Origin of the sequence: Solibacillus faecavium (assembly GCF_014836905.1) — a bacterium.
Lineage (GTDB): Bacteria > Bacillota > Bacilli > Bacillales_A > Planococcaceae > Solibacillus > Solibacillus faecavium.
The window spans coordinates 17,623-34,846 of the sequence record NZ_JACSPZ010000015.1 but is presented as its reverse complement, the minus strand read 5'-3'; the positions used below and the strand labels follow the sequence as shown (position 1 = coordinate 34,846).

Here is a 17,224-nt window from a genome sequence, read left to right as displayed (position 1 = left end):
TGAACAAGTTACATAATAAGGGGGAAATTGGATGAAAAGATTCTCGGTTTTTGTAGTACTACTAATGGTATTGCAACTAATACTGCCTTTTTCTACAACGGTAAGTGCTGAAGAAAATAGTGATTTATTGAACTATTTAGCGCTTGGTGATTCATTAGCAGCAGGGATGAATGAAAATAGTGAAATTGGACTTGGGTATGCCGATCTAATCGCTAAAAGTTATATGGATGAGCAAGAGGGAATCCAGTTTAACAAAGGGTTTTCTTACCCGGGTTATACAACTGTAAATGTATTAAACGATATTGTTGAAAATGTTACAAAGCCAATTTATGATCTAAATGGTCAGTCAGAAAAAACAGCTTCTATTAAACAGGCAATTCAGGAAGCCGACCTAATTACATTAAGTGTAGGTGCAAATGATATATTGAAATATGTGACTCGGTCAGAGACAGGCAGCATTACATTTGATGCAGCAGGTGTTTTAAAAGGAGTACAGGAAGTATCATCGAACTATGATAAGATTTTCAAAACTATTTATTCGATTAATCCGAATGTTGATATTATCGTAATGGGACTTTACAATCCATTTCCCGCTATTCAAGACCCAGTTATCCAAACACAATTAAATATGCTTGTAACAACGATAAACAATTCAATCAAAAATATAGTAGAAACAAATAAAGGTATTTTTTCAGAAGTAGCCCAATTAATTGCAGCTGATTCGAAAGCGTACCTCCCTAACCCTGCAAATATTCATTTAAGTGAAGCGGGCTATAAAGTGGTCGCAGATAAGATGATGAATGATTATTTAAACTCCATCATTAAAGAAGTAGAAGAAATGACTCCAGAAGAGGTATTGAAAGAAGCACCATTTCAGGATACTAAAAATCATTGGGGTAAAGAATATATTGATATCGCTTATACTCAAGGCTTTATGAGTGGGTTCCAAGATGGTTCTTTTAAGCCGAATGCAAATATGACACGTGCCCAAGTATTATCGGTTATTTCACGTGCTTTTGAATTAAAGGCAACAAAACCTGCCCCATTTAAAGACATTAGCCATTATGCTCAGCAAACACAAAATGAAATTGCTGCAGCATATGAAGCGGGATTAGTCCTTGAAAATGATGGCTATTTCAATCCACAAGGCAATATTACACGCTCACAGCTAGCTTTAGTTTTAATGCGCCTATCAAATGCTTTAGCTGGAGAAGAGTTTGAACCAAAAGAACTTGCTCCATTTAAGGATATCGAGAACTATGCTTATGAAACACAAGCAGCAATTACTTATTTATTTGATAGTGGTATTGTACAAGGAACTAGCGCTACTACATTCTCGCCACAAGGCAATATTACTCGTGCGCAATTAGCAAAAATTCTCGTACTCGCAAATTCAAAAGAATAGAAAAACGAGCGTTAAATGGACGGGGATCCATTTGGCGCTCGTTTTTTGTGACGAGTAAATAAAACTCCACTCGTCAAGAAAGGGTACATTCCCACCCAGAAGAGCATGGAATGTCTTTCAAATATATCATTGCAAAAACGGGGATTTTTGCAAGGGGACACTATTTTATCTTAATACACTTACTTCGAGTAATTCTACTCTTTCCACTTTAAACCTTCAAAGAAACGGTAAATTTCTTCAAACACTAATTCACGTTCTTTACCTAATGTTAATATATGTCCGGAATTAATGAAAGTTTTAATTGATTTAATTCGTGAATTTACTGAACTATAAATTAGATCGGCACTTTCACAATAATATTCATCATCTTCAAAACCACGTAAAATATGAACAGGTGTTTCAATGACATTTAACTTTTCGCTTGTTTCATTAATCATACTCTGTAAATAATTTAAAGAAGGCATTTTCATGAGTTCAGCAATTTTAGTATGGCTATCCACTGTTTCGTCATACGTACCTGATAACTTTTTATAGTTAATCGCATATTCAACAATTCGATTTTGCAGACTATCCGTCGATTTTGACATTGCTGGAGCAGACATTGTAACAATTGCCTTTGTTGGTCGTTCTTCTCCAAGCTTTAAGGAGAAAATGCCCCCAAGAGAAACACCTGCTACTGCGATTTCTTCATAGCCACGATTACGTAAATCATCATAGCCTTCGATTACACTATCCCACCACTCAGTTGGTTGAGATTGGATTAATAAGTCAGGACCACCGCCATGACCTTTATATAATGGTGCATGAACTGTGTAGTTACGATCCGCTAAATATTTTCCTAAACGTTTTACATCATTTGTATTTCCAGTAAATCCATGCAGTAATAAAACAGCACGTTTACCGGCTTCCATTGTAAAAGGTTTCGGCGCGATGAGTTTCATTGTCTATTAGACCCCTTTGTAAAATTAATTATGTCCATTTTATAAAAATTTATAAAAACTATTGAAATTTTAAATTATTTTTGTTATGAAAACTTGCTGCTATCGCTTATTATAAAGAGTATAGATATATAAGTACAATTTATTATTCTTATTGTTTTGATTCGAAAAAGTTATGAATAATGTGGGGGTTGAATTATGGAGATTGAACAGCTTCAATATTTCAAAACCGTTGCTACAATGCAACATATGACACGTGCGGCAGAAGTTTTAGCTATTTCCCAGCCAGCATTAAGTAAATCAATTGCGAACATCGAACAGCATCTCGGTGTGCCACTTTTTAACCGTGAAGGTCGTTCGATTTATTTAAATCGATTTGGTGAGCTTTTTTTGCAAAGTGTAAATGTAATTTTAGATGAATATGATCGTATTAAAGAGGAATTTGAAGATATTATTAAGCCAGGTTCAGGAGAAGTATCATTTGGTTTTATTCATACACTCGGTATGGAAGTAGTTCCCGAATTAATCGCTTCAACAAGCTCGGCTTTTCCAAATATGCATTTTTCTTTAACACAGGCTACTTCACTAAATTTAATGAAAAGACTAGAAGAAGGGGCCATTGATTTGTGCCTATCTCAAAAAATAGAATCAAAGGTAATTGAAATAGAAACTGAGGAATTATTTGTGGAGGAACTTTTCGTAATTGTTCCGACAACACATCCATTAGCTATGCAGGAATCCGTAAAACTAGATGAAGTAAAAAATGAACCATTTATCGCAATAAAAAAAGGCAACTCGCTACGACAGTTAGTCGATGAATTTTTTTTAGATGCGGGAATTGAACTTAATACAACATTTGCTGCTGAAGAAATGCATACTGTGGCGGGATTTGTAGGCGCGGGGATGGGTATTTCCCTCATTCCAAATATTAAAGGGCTTGACCATTATAAGGTAAAGAGGTTAAAGGTAGAGCCTCCATGCTATCGTTCTGTTGGTGTTTCTTGGGCGAAAAACCGATATCTCCCGCCTGCTGTTGTTGAATTCAGACAATATTTATTAGATTATTTTCAGCAAAGGGAAGTTTAAAATGATGGACAAGTATGCAAAATTTTTAGTGTGGCTTAAGGAACGGGAAGTAGACAATTTAGCGATTTGGTTACAGGAATTCGAGTTAGCGGAAAAAGGTAGCGAAAAAGCAATTATCAATATTGCTTTATTATATAAACAATATGGTAATTTTGGTGAAATGTACGATTTACTCAATGAGATGAGTGAACGAAAAAATTCAGAGGCGATGTATGAGCTAGCGAACTGTTATATTGAAGGCCTTGGTGGAAAAGGCAGTGAGCATCAAGCTTTATCCTTGTATAAAAGTGCTGCACAATTAGGTCACCGTGATGCAATGAATAATTTGGCTGATATGTATTTCAATGGTGAAGCTACAGAAGTCGACGAGAAAAAAGCATTTTTTTGGTTTGAAAAAGCAGCGGAGCTTGGTGTACCAGAAGCGATGTATACACTGGGAATTATGTATGAGCAAGGTTTGGGAACCAAATGTAATGCATCCAAAGCTTTGGACTATTATAAGCGCAGTGCTGCTCTTCAATATGTAGAGGCTAAATATCGGCTAGGTATGATTTTCTATTCAGGGGAACTTAACCAGCAGCAGAACGATAGAGAAGCAATCAACTGGTTTAGACAAGCGGGCGAGCATTTCCATGTCGATGCAATTTATAACTTAGGTTACTGCTATGAGCATGGTCATGGCGTCATGCAGGATGTAGACAGAGCCATGGCTTATTACAAGCAGGCCAGTATACTAGGCGATATCGAAGCTACAAAAAGGGTAGTAGACTATTATGAAAAAGCAAATTCTATAGAAGCTACTAAGTGGCATGAAAAATTGAAAAGCCTTGAAAACCTTAACGAATTGGATGGAATTTAGTTATACTTCTTAGTAATTTTTATGTTTAATTTTCCAGTAAACTTGGGAATATAGCCAATAAGGGGAAAGTGATAAGGAGGGAAATTTTTATGTTCATGTTTGCCGTACCGCATATCTCTTCTAATGACAGTGAAGATGTTATTCAAAAACTACAGCAAATTCTATTGGAGCAACGAGAAAACTTAACAACGCTTTGTACAATTGTTGAATATTTAAGGGAATATGTCCAAACTGGATTAGACAATAAAGATGTCATTAAATATAATCAAAGAATCCAAATGATGACGTATAAACAAACAGATCGTTATAATGAGATTGATCATCTCATTAATAAAAATATTATCGAAATAAAAAAAGGTAAAACTACTGATAAAACGGCTTTAACATTTGGAAAAGAAGTAAGGAAAATTGAATCGGGTTTCCGAACGTTAAAACTTTTCACATGTGATGTTATTAATATGTTGGATTCCAATAAACATATCGAAAATCGTAGTTTAGAACGCATCCGTTATTTTGATAAACGTTCGGCTTCGTTGGAAGCGGAGATTATTGCACTGACACAGGAACTATCTTTTAAATAAGATGACTCAGTGCCATCGACTAAGATTAATTGAAAATGAGAAGCAATCCTAACAAGAATTATTAGAATAGGATTGCTTTTTTTGTAATTATTTGGTAAATTATACAAAATAGCAAAAAGTAATATATTAAATTATAGCTTTGTTTTTTTAAACATAAATTTCTTATAATGACTATTTATATCCTGCTCTTATCTTAATGAACTAAGGCTTTTGAGTGGGGAAAAGTTCAATAAGGAAAACCCTATAAAATTACACTATTTCAGTTTTCGTATTTAGGCGAAAGAAAATTCAAAAAGGGTGAGACAGGAAACATATGTTTTTTAAGAAGAGGGATAGAGAGAGTCATGAAGATTTACCATTACATTTAGAGGTAATGTTAGCGTATATATCTGATAAAGAACTAAGGACACAAGTTCAAATGTTGGATTTGACCGAGGAAGATTTGAAATATTTAAAAGTAATGAAACCATATGTTGATGATAACATTGAATATATTGTAGACAACTTTTATAAAAAGCTAGGTTTGGAAAGTAGTTTAGTTGAAATAATTAATAAGCATAGCTCAATTGACCGTTTGAAAGGTACTTTGAAAATACATATTTGTGAAATGTTTAGTGGAATTATTGACGATTCATATTTTGAGAAACGGAAAAAAATTGCGCGTATCCATGTACATATTGGTTTAAAAACGAAATGGTATATGACGGCCTTCTCAAATCTGTTAATAGATTTTACTCATTTAGTAATAAGGCATATTAATAAAGACGAGCAACGTTTTCTTACGCTTGCAGCCATATCGAAAATATTAAACTTGGAGCAGCAAGTCGTTTTAGAAGAGTATGAAGCAGTAGTGGAAAGTAAGGAAGAAAAGCTAGTAGAAGAAAAACGCAAAATAGGAAACTCTATTATTGAGTCTTCCTCTAATTTAGCGGCCATGTCTGAGCAAACAAATGCATCGTTCCAACAGTTAACTGCACAATCCATGGTTATAGTCTCCCATTCGAAAAAAGCGAGTGATATTTCATCAGTGGCTACAGAACAGGCAAATCAAGGGAAAGTTCAAGTACGCAACCAATCAGAAAGTATGAACGCAATAAATCAATCAGTAGCAATGATTTCATCAGAAATCGATAAACTAGCCGACATATCAAAAGAGATGGAATCTACGATGGGTATAGTAACAAGCATTGCGAATCAAACCAATTTATTGGCGTTAAATGCAGCGATAGAAGCAGCCCGTGCCGGCGAAGCTGGAAAAGGCTTTGGTGTTGTAGCGGGTGAAGTGCGGAAACTATCGGAGCAGACGAAAAATTCAGCATTAAATGTAGAAGTATTGCTTCAAAATACGGATAGCCGTACGACAAAGCTGCTCGAGTCATTGAAGGAAATAAAATCGGTTTTACTTGTCGGGGAAGAAAGTATGAAATCTACTGAAGTTCAGTTTAATGCCATTGTTGATTCAATGGTTGAAACGAAAAAGCAAAATGATTTAGTTGAGCAAGAGATGGAACTAATTGGAGAAGTTATTGTAGAACTTGCGGGTGCCTTTGATGAAGTAACAAATTCAGCAGATACATTGGCGCAAATTTCAAAGGACTTAGAATAAAGTAAATGAATGCTATGCGAAAGGATCTAAACCTTTTCGTATAGCTTTTTTGCTTTAAATAATAGCTAATGAATAGGCTCAACATTAAATTTCAAAAATTGTTTGATCTGTCTGTCCATATCTCTTGTGAAAAAGATTATACTAAGAGAAGAAATAGCGAACGAAATAGGAGAGAACAACATGAAAACAGTAGTAGTTGTAGGTGGCGGAATTACTGGATTATGTACGATGCATTATTTAAAAAATCAAATGCATGAAAAGAATATCGAAGCAAGATTAGTATTAATTGAAAAAAATCCTTATTTAGGCGGAAAAATACATTCCGTACATGAAGGAGGGTTTATTATGGAAACCGGCGCGGATTCCATTGTTGCTCGCCATCCAAATGTCTTAGAGCTAGTAAAAGAGCTTAACTTTGATTCGGAGCTTGTTTATAACGAAACAGGTATATCCTATATTCATACGAATAATGAGCTACATGCTATTCCCCCGGGGTCAACATTCGGGATTCCGATGAGCGTGGAATCACTTATGTCGAGCACGTTAATTTCAGAAGAAGGAAAGAAAAGAGCGATACAGGATATAGACATTCCAAATACAGATTTTACGAAGGAAAGTTCCATTGGTGCATTTTTGGAATATTTTTTAGGTGAAGAAATTGTGCGAAAACAAATTGCTCCTGTATTGGCAGGGGTATATTCGGGAGATTTATACCAGCTGAGCTTAGCGTCAACGTTACCGTATTTAGTTGATTATAAAAATAATTATGGATCGATTATGAAAGGTTTTGAAGCTAATCGTGAGCAGTTTGAAAAAGCAGCGGATAAGAAATTTATATCTTTCGAAAAAGGTTTATCTTCATTAATTGACCGCCTTGAAGAGCAATTGCCAGAAGTGGAATTCATAAAAAAAGCTGCAACTGAGCAAATACAAAAAGTAGGGGAACAGTATAAAGTTGTATTAGAGGACGAAACGATTATAGCGGATATTGTGGTCCTTGCTGTACCGAATAATACAGTACGTACTGTATTGCAAGATGACAAATTGGATGGACAGTTAGAAAAGTTTACAACAGCATCTGCATTAACGATGTATGTTGGCTTTGATGTACCGGACAGTGTTTTACCGGCTGATGGTACAGGATTTATCGTCTCTCATAATAGTGATTTAGTATGTAATGCCTCGACATGGACAAGTCGTAAATGGAAGCATACTTCAGCAGAAGGGAATCTGCTCGTTCGTTTATTTTATAAAAATATTAATCCGCGTTATGAAGAACTGGCAGCCATGTCAGATGAAGAGTTGGAGAAAGTCGCAATGGAGGATATTCGTTTAAGTTTGGGTATTGAAGCGAAACCAACCGTCGTAAATGTAACGAAATGGATTAATCAGATGCCACGCTATGATTTAGCGCATAATGAAGCGTTATCTAAAGTTGTGGACTATTTAGACGTACACTATCCGAATCTGATTTTAGCTGGATGTTCGTACTTTGGGGTAGGGATCGGCGCTTGTATTCAAAACGGTAAAAAAACGGCGGAACAAATTATTGCACGAATTATGTAAAGAAATACTTTATTAGGCTAAAGGGTATTGACGTCTTATTTAGATAACGATATGATAGCTTAAATAATTTTAAATTTTTAGAAAAATTCATAAAATTTCTTATCGAGAGAAGTTGAGGGACTGGCCCGTTGAAACTTCAGCAACCAACATTATGTCAGGTGCTAAATCCAGTGGCGATTGCCAGAAGATGAGAAGGGATTAAGTTGACGACTGACAACTATCAAGCCTTCTTTTGCTTAATGAAAGAAGGCTTTTTTGCATTAAAAATATACTGAAAATACTGTGAATAATGGAGTGAAATAATTGGGTTTACTACAAGATTTAAAAACACGCGTTTTAACGGCGGACGGAGCAATTGGAACTTTACTTTATTCTTATGGGTTGGATTACTGCCATGAGGAAATGAATATTGCGCGGCCTGAAATTATCGAGAAAATTCATAGTGAATATATTGCTGTAGGTGCAGATATTATTCAAACAAATACATATGGAGCGAATGCGATCAAGTTAGCTCGATATGGTTTTGAAAATCGAGTAAAGGAATTTAACGAAGCTGCGCTGAAGATTGCGAAGCGTGCGGCTGCTCCAGGGGGGCAGTATGTTCTGGCAACAATCGGTGGCATTCGAGGGATTCGAAAAAGTGATGCCACATTAGATGAAATCTTAACTGCCTTTCAAGAGCAAGTGGAAGTATTACTAGCTGGCGAACCGGATGGCTTCTTATTGGAAACGTATTACGACTTTGAAGAATTATCACATTGTGTTCACCTATTACGATCAATGACCGATTTACCGATCATTGCCCAAGTGACGATGCAGGAACCAGGTATCCTTCAAAATTTAATGTCTTTAAATGAAGCATTTCATGAATTGGAAAGGTTAGGTGCAGATATTGTTGGGAGCAACTGCCGGTTAGGTCCTTTCCATACAATTCAGGCGTTTGAAGGAGTCAATTTACCGAACAAGGCTTTTTTATCGGCTTATCCAAATGCATCTTTATTAGATATTGAAGATGGCCGTGTTGTCTATGAGTCGGAAACCGATTATTTCGCACGTGCAGCCGTTGAACTCGTAAATCAAGGTGTCCGTTTAATTGGCGGTTGTTGTGGGACGACACCGAAGCATATTGCGGCGGTAAAACAACGTCTGGCGAATATGCAACCAATTGAAACGAAAGAAGAAAAACCCGGTCATACACAATTTGTCCGTATTCCGGAACCACGTAAGCAAGAGCCGCTCCATGAAAAAGCAAAACGTGAACGTTCTGTTATTGTGGAACTTGATACACCGCGTCATCTGGAAATTGACGGGTTTGTCGATGGGGCAAAACAACTGGCAAAAGCGGGAGCCGATGTCATTATGATGGCGGATAACTCACTTGCATCCCCACGCATCAGTAATATCGCGATGGCTGCGATTTTAAAAGAGCATGGAATTCGTTCATTGCCACATTTAACGTGCCGTGACCGCAATTTAATTGGGCTTCAGTCACATTTAATGGGACTTGATGCGCTGGAACTTCACGATATTTTGGTCATCACAGGGGACCCGACAAAAGTGGGGGATTTCCCGGGGGCGACGAGCGTATATGATGTTTCGTCGATGGAACTTATTTCACTTATTAAGCAGCTAAATAAAGGCAGCTCTTTTACTGGGAAATCGCTGCGAAAACAAGCGGATTTTTCTGTGGCTGCTGCCTTTAATCCGAATGTCCGTGTATTGGACCGTGCTGTAGCTCGTTTAGAGAAGAAAATCGAGCATGGTGCAGATTACTTTATTTCACAGCCGGTTTATACGAAAGAAAAGATTATCGAAATCTATGAGGCGACGAAGCATTTGGAAACACCGATTTATATCGGGATTATGCCACTTACATCTTCACGAAGCGCGGAATTTTTACATCATGAAGTACCAGGCATTAAACTGTCCGACGAAGTGCTTGCGCGCATGGCTGCCTGCGGGAATGACAAGGAAGCATCGACAGCAGAAGGAATCACCATTGCCAAAGAGCTGCTCGATACGGCATGCAAATACTTTAACGGGATTTATTTAATTACACCGTTTTTACGCTATGATATGACGTTGGAATTAATGGACTATGTAAAACAATATGATGTGGAAAGTAAAGGAGTTCAGTCAAATGTATAATCACCCGATTCATGAGCAATTACAAAAAAGAATCTTAATCATCGATGGTGCTATGGGGACGATGCTTCAGGCAGAAAACCTAACATATGAAGATTTTGGCGGAGAAGACTTAGACGGTTGTAATGAAAACCTGGTACTTACAAGACCTGATGTATTGGGTAAAATCCACCGTGAATATTTAGCTGCTGGCGCTGATATTATTTGTACCAATACGTTTGGTGGAACACCACTCGTATTGGATGAATATGACTTAGGTGACAAGGCGGTTGAAATTAATAAGCGGGCGGTTGAAATTGCACTAGAGGCGGCAGAAGAATTTTCGACACCAGAATGGCCGCGCTTTGTTGCAGGTGCAATCGGCCCAACGACAAAAACATTGTCGGTAACAGGTGGTATTAGTTTTGAAGAGCTAGAGGAAAACTTTTATATACAGGCAAAAGCGCTAATCGAAGCTGGGGCGGATCTGCTCTTAATGGAAACTTCCCAGGATATGCTCAATGTTAAAGCAGGAACGATTGCAATTCACCGTGCATTCGAAGAGCTTGGCAAAGAGCTGCCTGTCATGATTTCAGGGACTATTGAGCCAATGGGAACAACGCTTGCCGGGCAATCAATCGAAGCATTTTATATTTCTATTGAGCACATTAAACCGTTGTCTGTCGGACTGAACTGTGCGACAGGTCCGGAATTTATGACCGATCATATCCGTTCATTGGCGGAACTTTCGAATGGCTATATTAGCTGTTACCCGAATGCAGGTTTACCGGACGAAGAAGGCTGCTATCATGAAACGCCGGATTCATTATCGAAAAAACTGCAAGGCTTCGCAGAAAAAGGCTGGCTAAACATTGTCGGCGGCTGCTGTGGCACAACGCCAGCACATATCGCGGCGATCCGTGAAGCTGTAGATGGCTATAAACCGCGTGAGCCGAAAGATGTAACACACGGACATGTCGTATCGGGTATCGAGCCTTTGCAATATGATGAATCTATGCGTCCGTTATTTATCGGAGAGCGTACGAATGTAATCGGCTCTCGTAAATTCAAAAACCTGATTGTTGACGGCAAATTTGAAGAAGCAGCGGAAATTGCGCGTGCACAAGTGAAAAACGGGGCGCATGTCATCGATATTTGTTTAGCAAACCCTGACCGTGATGAAGTAGAAGATATGAAAAACTTCATGCAGGAAGTTGTGAAAAAAGTTAAAGTGCCGCTTGTAATTGACTCTACAGATGAAAATGTAATGGAAGTCGCACTGAAGTTTTCGCAAGGGAAGGCCATTATTAACTCGATTAACTTGGAAGATGGAGAAGAGCGTTTCGATGCTGTTATGCCACTCGTGAAAAAATATGGGGCTTCACTTGTTGTCGGTACGATTGATGAAACTGGAATGGCTATTACACGTGAGCAAAAGCTTGAAGTAGCGAAGCGTTCTTATAAGCTGTTAACAGAAAAATGGGGCATGTCAGCAGAAGACATTATCTTTGACCCGTTAATGTTCCCGGTAGGTACAGGTGACGAGCAATATATTGGTGCCGCTGAGGAAACAATCGAAGGAATTCGGCTCATTAAAGAACATTTACCTGGCTGCTTAACAGTGCTCGGTGTAAGTAATGTTTCGTTCGGTTTACCACCAGTTGGACGTGAAGTATTAAATGCAGTGTACTTATATCACTGTACACAAGCAGGCTTGGACTATGCGATTGTAAATACTGAAAAACTGGAGCGCTATGCGTCGATTCCTGAAGAGGAGATCAAGCTGGCGAATGATTTAATCTTCAATACAAATGATAAAACACTCGCTGTATTTACTGACTTTTACCGCGATAAAAAGAAAGATGCAGTTGTGAAAGAATTACCGGCGACAGTGGAAGAACGTCTTGCGTATTACATATTAGAAGGTACGAAAGAAGGGTTAATTGAAGATTTAAATGCAGCACTGGAAAAATTTGATGCACCACTGGATATTATTAATGGGCCATTAATGGCGGGAATGGCGGAAGTTGGTCGCCTATTTAATGAAAACCAGTTAATTGTAGCCGAAGTACTGCAAAGCGCAGGTGTCATGAAAGCGGCAGTAGCTCATTTAGAGCAATTTATGGAAAAAGGCGATACGAGTTCTACTAAAGGAACGATGGTTTTAGCAACCGTTAAAGGTGATGTCCATGATATCGGAAAAAACTTAGTCGATATTATATTAAGTAATAACGGCTTCCGTGTTGTGGATTTAGGGATTAAAGTAACGCCAGCCCAACTTATTGAAGCCGTTCGTAAAGAAAAGCCTGATTTTATCGGTTTATCAGGATTACTAGTGAAATCAGCACAGCAAATGGTCATTACAGCACAGGACTTTAAAGAAGCAGGAATTGATGTGCCAATTTTAGTAGGTGGTGCAGCATTATCGCGACGCTTTACGGAAACAAAAATTGCTGCTCAATATGATGGACCGGTCATTTATTCAAAAGATGCGATGCAAGGGTTGGAACAGGCAAACCGATTAATGAATGTAAACGAGCGTGAAGCACTGTTGGAAGAGTTACGTGATTCTCGGGAAAAACGTCTAGAATCAGATGCAAAACGCGCGGCACGACCTGTGGCTGTTGCCGTTAAACCTGTTCGCACAGTGAAGGAAGCTGACGTATGGAAGCCGAAAGATTTAGTGCCGCATATTAAACCGGACTACTCGATTGCCCATTTACACCCATATGTAAATATGCGTACATTAATCGGACATCATTTAGGGTTAAAGGGCAATTTAGAACAAATGCTAGCTGACCAGGATGATCGTGCAATATTATTGAATGATTTAGTAAATCAATATTTGAAAAGTGATGTATTAAGTGCATCAGGTATGTATCAATTTTTCCCGGCTCAATCTGACGGTGATGATGTAGTCGTATATAGTCCTGAAGATGCAAAAACAGAGATTCAACGTTTTACATTCCCACGCCAGCAAGTGGAGCCATTCCTATGCTTATCTGATTACCTGAAGTCAGTCGATAGCGGAGAGATGGATTACATCGCATTAATGGTCGTGACAGCAGGTAAAGGTGTCAGCAAAAAGGCAAATGAGTTAAAAGAAGCAGGGAAATTTTTGGAGAGTCATGCATTGCAGGCGACTGCACTCGAGCTAGCTGAAGGCTTTGCTGAGCGTATTCACCAGGAAATACGTGACCAATGGGGCTTCCCGGATGCGACAGATTTTACAATGCGTGACCGGTTTGCTGCCAAATATCAAGGGCAACGTTTCAGTTTTGGTTACCCAGCATGTCCAAATTTAGAAGATCAAGAAAAGCTATTTCATCTATTAAAGCCGGAAAAAATTGGTGTACAATTAACTGAAGGCTTTATGATGGAACCTGAAGCAAGTGTATCGGCGATTGTGTTCGCACATCCAGATGCACGCTACTTCAACGTATAATTCAATTCAAGGGCCGTTTTACCGCAGTTTAGGGTGAGGCGGCTTTTGCTACCTGGAGGGTGGAATAGATGATTAGACAAGCGACAAAAGAAGATGTACCTGCGATTTTGGCAATTTTTAATGACAATATTTTAAATTCAACCGCCATTTATATGTATAGAGAGCAAACATTAGAAGACCGATTACGCTGGTTTGAACAAAAACAAATTTCCGGTGAGCCATTATTTGTGTTTGATATTAATGGGGAAGTTGCGGGTTATGCCACCTACGGAAGTTTCCGTGCCTATCCTGCCTATCAATATACGGTAGAGCATTCTGTATATGTGCATAAAAATCATTATAAAAAAGGGATTGCTAGTAAGCTCATGCATTCGCTAATAGAAGAGGCAAAGGCGAATGACGTAAAAACAATGATTGGATGTATCGATAAAGAAAATACAGCAAGTATAAAAATTCATGAGAAGCTAGGATTTACGTACAGTGGCACCATTCGCAATGCTGGATATAAGTTTGGACAATGGTTGGATTTAGTATTTTATCAGCTTAATTTTGAAGGACCTAAAAACCCGCAGGAAGGTTAACTATAATTTAGTTTGTCACCTGGTCATATGACAACTGTCATAAAAAAGTCGTGATATTTAAGCGTTTCGTCATGTGTGTCCTTTTTGTACGATGTAATTAATTATTTTTACAGGAAAGAGGGATTAACACATGGCAAACATACATGCAGAGAAAACAAAGCAACTACGAAAAGATGTAGCGCCGTTCGCTAAATCAGAAACAAGGCTTAGTATTCAACAACTTATTAATACGCTAGGACCACTTTTATTGATTTGGGGAGCAGGCTATGTATTGTTGCAATATTCACCTTGGTTCACAGCGCTTTGTAGTATTCTTGCTTCAGGATTTGTAATTCGTGCATTTATTATTTTCCATGATTGTACACACGGTTCATTTTTCCAAAATAAAAAAGCGAATGCAATTATTGGGAATATCACTGGACTTTTAACATCATTCCCATATGAAAAATGGAAACGTGAGCATACGATTCATCACGCAACAAGTTCGAACTTGGATAAGCGTGGCATTGGTGATATCGATATGCTTACAGTGGACGAATACCTCGAAAAATCAAAGTTAGGACGTTTAGGCTACCGTTTATACCGTAATCCAATTGTTATGTTTGGTTTAGGACCACTATTTATGGTACTTGTATTAAATCGCGTAAACCGCAAAGATGCAAAACGAAAAGAGCGTTTAAATACGTATTTTACAAACATTGTATTATTGGTAATTTGTACAACCCTTATTTTAATCTTTGGTTGGACGACGTTTTTATTAGTACACGGATTAACACTATTTATCGCAGGTGCTTTAGGGATTTGGTTATTCTATATCCAACATACTTACGAAGATTCGTACTTTGAAGTAGATTCTGAGTGGGATTATGTTAAAGCGGCTGTAGAAGGAAGTTCATATTATAAATTACCGAAAATCCTACAATGGGTTACTGGTAATATCGGCTTCCACCATGTGCACCATTTATCACCGCGTGTACCAAACTACAAGCTTGAAGATGCACATGAGTCGATTAAACCACTTCAGCAGGCGACAACGATTACATTAAAGACAAGTCTAGAATCAATTCGCTACAAGTTATATGATCCGGACAACTACCGTTTTGTTACATTTAAAGAAGCAGCAGAACGCGAAACAAAGCGTGATAAAACACGTAATAAAACACTTACTAACTAACTTCATTAAAAAACAGGTATCTCAACCATGGATTGAGATACCTGTTTTATTATAGAATAAAGAAAAAGAGAATAGAGGTTATTATGCAAACTTGGTATAGTATCATCCCGAAAAGTCCGATGTTAAGTATTTATATATGGATAATCTTTTGTATTATGCCATTCTTCTTTATTATCCAATCCTTCACGTTGTGGCAAATTATATTGGGGATCAATTTAATATTGGCCTATTTTTTGTGCCATTACTTTTCTTTCACGGCTAAGCCTGGACTCAAATATATGTGGATCAGTTTCCAAATGGTGCTCAATATCGTAATGACTCTTGTATTTGGTTATGTGTATTTATCCTTATTTACTGCATTTTTTATTGGTAATATAAAGCAGGCAGTTGGATTTTATATTATGTATGGTTTACATATCGGTTTTACCGTTCTATCGATAGTTGGAGGATATTTTATTTTCCTTGAATTATTTATATCGCAAACCCCGTTCATAATTATTAATGTACTTGGTGTTGTACTATTGCCGTTTACATTATATTCGAAAACGCGTCGTGAAAATTTGGAAGGCGAACTGGAAACGGCGCGTGAAAGAATTTCAGAATTAACGATATTTGAAGAGCGTCAGCGTATTGCGCGTGATTTACATGACACACTAGGTCAAAAGCTTTCGATGATTGGTCTGAAAAGTGACTTAGCTGCAAGGTTAGTGGAAAAAAACCCTGAGCAGGCAATTTTGGAAATAAAGGATATTCGACAAGCGGCAAGACTTGCCTTAAAAGAAGTCCGTGAGTTAGTCGCGGATATGCGGGCTGTTCGTATTGAGGAAGAGCTGTACAGAGTCGAGCAAATATTAAAAGCCGCGCAAATTAAACTTCGATTAAATGGTGATAAAAGTGAAATTCATATGCCTACTTTGGCGGAAAATGTCATTAGTATGTGTTTGAAAGAGGCTGTAACAAATATTGTAAAGCATAGTAAGGCGACAATTTGCCGAATTAGTTTTTACCAAAGTGATGATGAGTTTAAAATGATGATTCAAGATAATGGGATTGGTTTTAAGCGCTCACATGAATTGGAAGGCGGCAATGGTTTAAAGGGAATGCAGGAGCGTATAGAATTTATAAATGGCTCACTTGAAATAGAAAATGGTGATGGGACAACGGTTATTTTAAAAATACCGTTAGCTATTACGCATCAAAAGGGGGAGAACAAGAGATGATTCGAATTGTTATTGCGGAAGATCAGGGAATGCTACTAGGAGCAATGAAATCACTGCTTAGTATGGAAGATGATATGGAAGTGGTTGGTCTTGCAAAAAACGGTGAAGAAGCAATTGAAATGGTAACGGAATTAAAGCCGGATATTTGTATTATGGATATTGAAATGCCGATAAAAACCGGGTTGGATGCTGCTGAAGCTTTACGGGAAAGTGATTGTAAAATAATCATTTTAACGACTTTTGCACGTCCGGGTTATTTTGAGAGAGCGCGAAAAGCAGGAGTGCGCGGGTATTTACTGAAGGATAGCCCGATTGAGGAACTTGTCAATTCTATTCGTATTATCGTGGATGGTCGACGTATTTATGCACCAGAGCTTGTAGACTTTGTATATGAAGATGATAGTGAAAACCCATTAACTGAACGTGAAAGCCAAGTGCTCGAACTCGTTGCAGAAGGAAAGACGACGAAGGAAATTGCAGCTGAGCTTTACTTGTCTGCTGGTACAGTCCGTAACTATATTTCTACAATCCTTGATAAGCTGGGGGTTGGGAATCGAATTGAGGCGATAGCCCGATTTAAAGAAAAGGGCTGGAATAAATAAAATGCTCCGCTTACTTTTGACAAGTAGGCGAAGCATT

The 17,224-nt window shown here is 37.9% G+C and carries 13 protein-coding genes and 1 riboswitch; of the genes, 12 read left to right on the top strand and 1 reads right to left on the bottom strand.

What is annotated here, in order from left to right; translation table 11 throughout:
* Positions 1 to 31: 31 nt before the first annotated feature.
* A complete protein-coding gene (locus H9635_RS18655) occupies positions 32 to 1,405 on the top strand; it encodes an S-layer homology domain-containing protein (protein ID WP_191701826.1) in 1,374 nt (457 codons plus the stop codon).
* A 194-nt stretch (positions 1,406 to 1,599) separates the two neighbouring features.
* Here the strand turns inward: H9635_RS18655 and H9635_RS18650 are convergent, their stop codons facing one another.
* The gene (locus H9635_RS18650; RefSeq protein ID WP_191701825.1) at positions 1,600 to 2,346 is read right to left on the bottom strand and encodes an alpha/beta hydrolase; all 747 of its coding nucleotides are present in this window, start codon (positions 2,344 to 2,346) and stop codon (positions 1,600 to 1,602) included.
* 195 nt (positions 2,347 to 2,541) lie between these two features.
* Here H9635_RS18650 and H9635_RS18645 point away from each other — a divergent pair, with 195 nt between their 5' ends.
* From H9635_RS18645 to H9635_RS18595, 11 genes are all read left to right on the top strand, one after another.
* Positions 2,542 to 3,429, top strand: a complete 888-nt coding sequence (locus H9635_RS18645; protein WP_191701824.1) for a LysR family transcriptional regulator — start codon at positions 2,542 to 2,544, stop codon at positions 3,427 to 3,429.
* Between the two features lies 1 nt (position 3,430).
* Complete coding sequence (locus H9635_RS18640) at positions 3,431 to 4,288, top strand: tetratricopeptide repeat protein (protein ID WP_225231406.1); 858 nt, start codon at positions 3,431 to 3,433, stop codon at positions 4,286 to 4,288.
* A gap of 89 nt (positions 4,289 to 4,377) precedes the next feature.
* A complete protein-coding gene (locus tag H9635_RS18635) occupies positions 4,378 to 4,869 on the top strand; it encodes a chemotaxis protein (protein WP_191701823.1) in 492 nt (163 codons plus the stop codon).
* A gap of 373 nt (positions 4,870 to 5,242) precedes the next feature.
* Positions 5,243 to 6,475, top strand: a complete 1,233-nt coding sequence (locus H9635_RS18630; RefSeq protein ID WP_191701822.1) for a globin-coupled sensor protein — start codon at positions 5,243 to 5,245, stop codon at positions 6,473 to 6,475.
* A gap of 180 nt (positions 6,476 to 6,655) precedes the next feature.
* Positions 6,656 to 8,041: a protoporphyrinogen oxidase gene (gene hemG, locus H9635_RS18625; RefSeq protein WP_191701821.1), complete on the top strand. Its 1,386-nt coding sequence runs from the start codon at positions 6,656 to 6,658 to the stop codon at positions 8,039 to 8,041.
* Positions 8,042 to 8,137: 96 nt separating this feature from the next.
* Positions 8,138 to 8,235, top strand: a riboswitch (SAM riboswitch).
* 109 nt (positions 8,236 to 8,344) lie between these two features.
* The gene (locus H9635_RS18620; protein ID WP_191701820.1) at positions 8,345 to 10,189 is read left to right on the top strand and encodes a bifunctional homocysteine S-methyltransferase/methylenetetrahydrofolate reductase; all 1,845 of its coding nucleotides are present in this window, start codon (positions 8,345 to 8,347) and stop codon (positions 10,187 to 10,189) included.
* Positions 10,182 to 13,610, top strand: a complete 3,429-nt coding sequence (gene metH / locus H9635_RS18615) for a methionine synthase (RefSeq protein WP_191701819.1) — start codon at positions 10,182 to 10,184, stop codon at positions 13,608 to 13,610. Before H9635_RS18620 ends, metH begins: the two co-directional genes overlap by 8 nt.
* A gap of 68 nt (positions 13,611 to 13,678) precedes the next feature.
* Positions 13,679 to 14,191, top strand: a complete 513-nt coding sequence (locus tag H9635_RS18610) for a GNAT family N-acetyltransferase (protein ID WP_191701818.1) — start codon at positions 13,679 to 13,681, stop codon at positions 14,189 to 14,191.
* 130 nt (positions 14,192 to 14,321) lie between these two features.
* Complete coding sequence (locus H9635_RS18605) at positions 14,322 to 15,365, top strand: fatty acid desaturase (protein ID WP_191701817.1); 1,044 nt, start codon at positions 14,322 to 14,324, stop codon at positions 15,363 to 15,365.
* An 83-nt stretch (positions 15,366 to 15,448) separates the two neighbouring features.
* Positions 15,449 to 16,585, top strand: coding sequence for a sensor histidine kinase (locus H9635_RS18600; RefSeq protein WP_191701816.1), 1,137 nt, complete (start codon positions 15,449 to 15,451; stop codon positions 16,583 to 16,585).
* Positions 16,582 to 17,187: a response regulator transcription factor gene (locus H9635_RS18595; protein ID WP_191701815.1), complete on the top strand. Its 606-nt coding sequence runs from the start codon at positions 16,582 to 16,584 to the stop codon at positions 17,185 to 17,187. The genes H9635_RS18600 and H9635_RS18595 overlap by 4 nt, the downstream gene beginning before the upstream one ends.
* Positions 17,188 to 17,224: the final 37 nt, after the last annotated feature.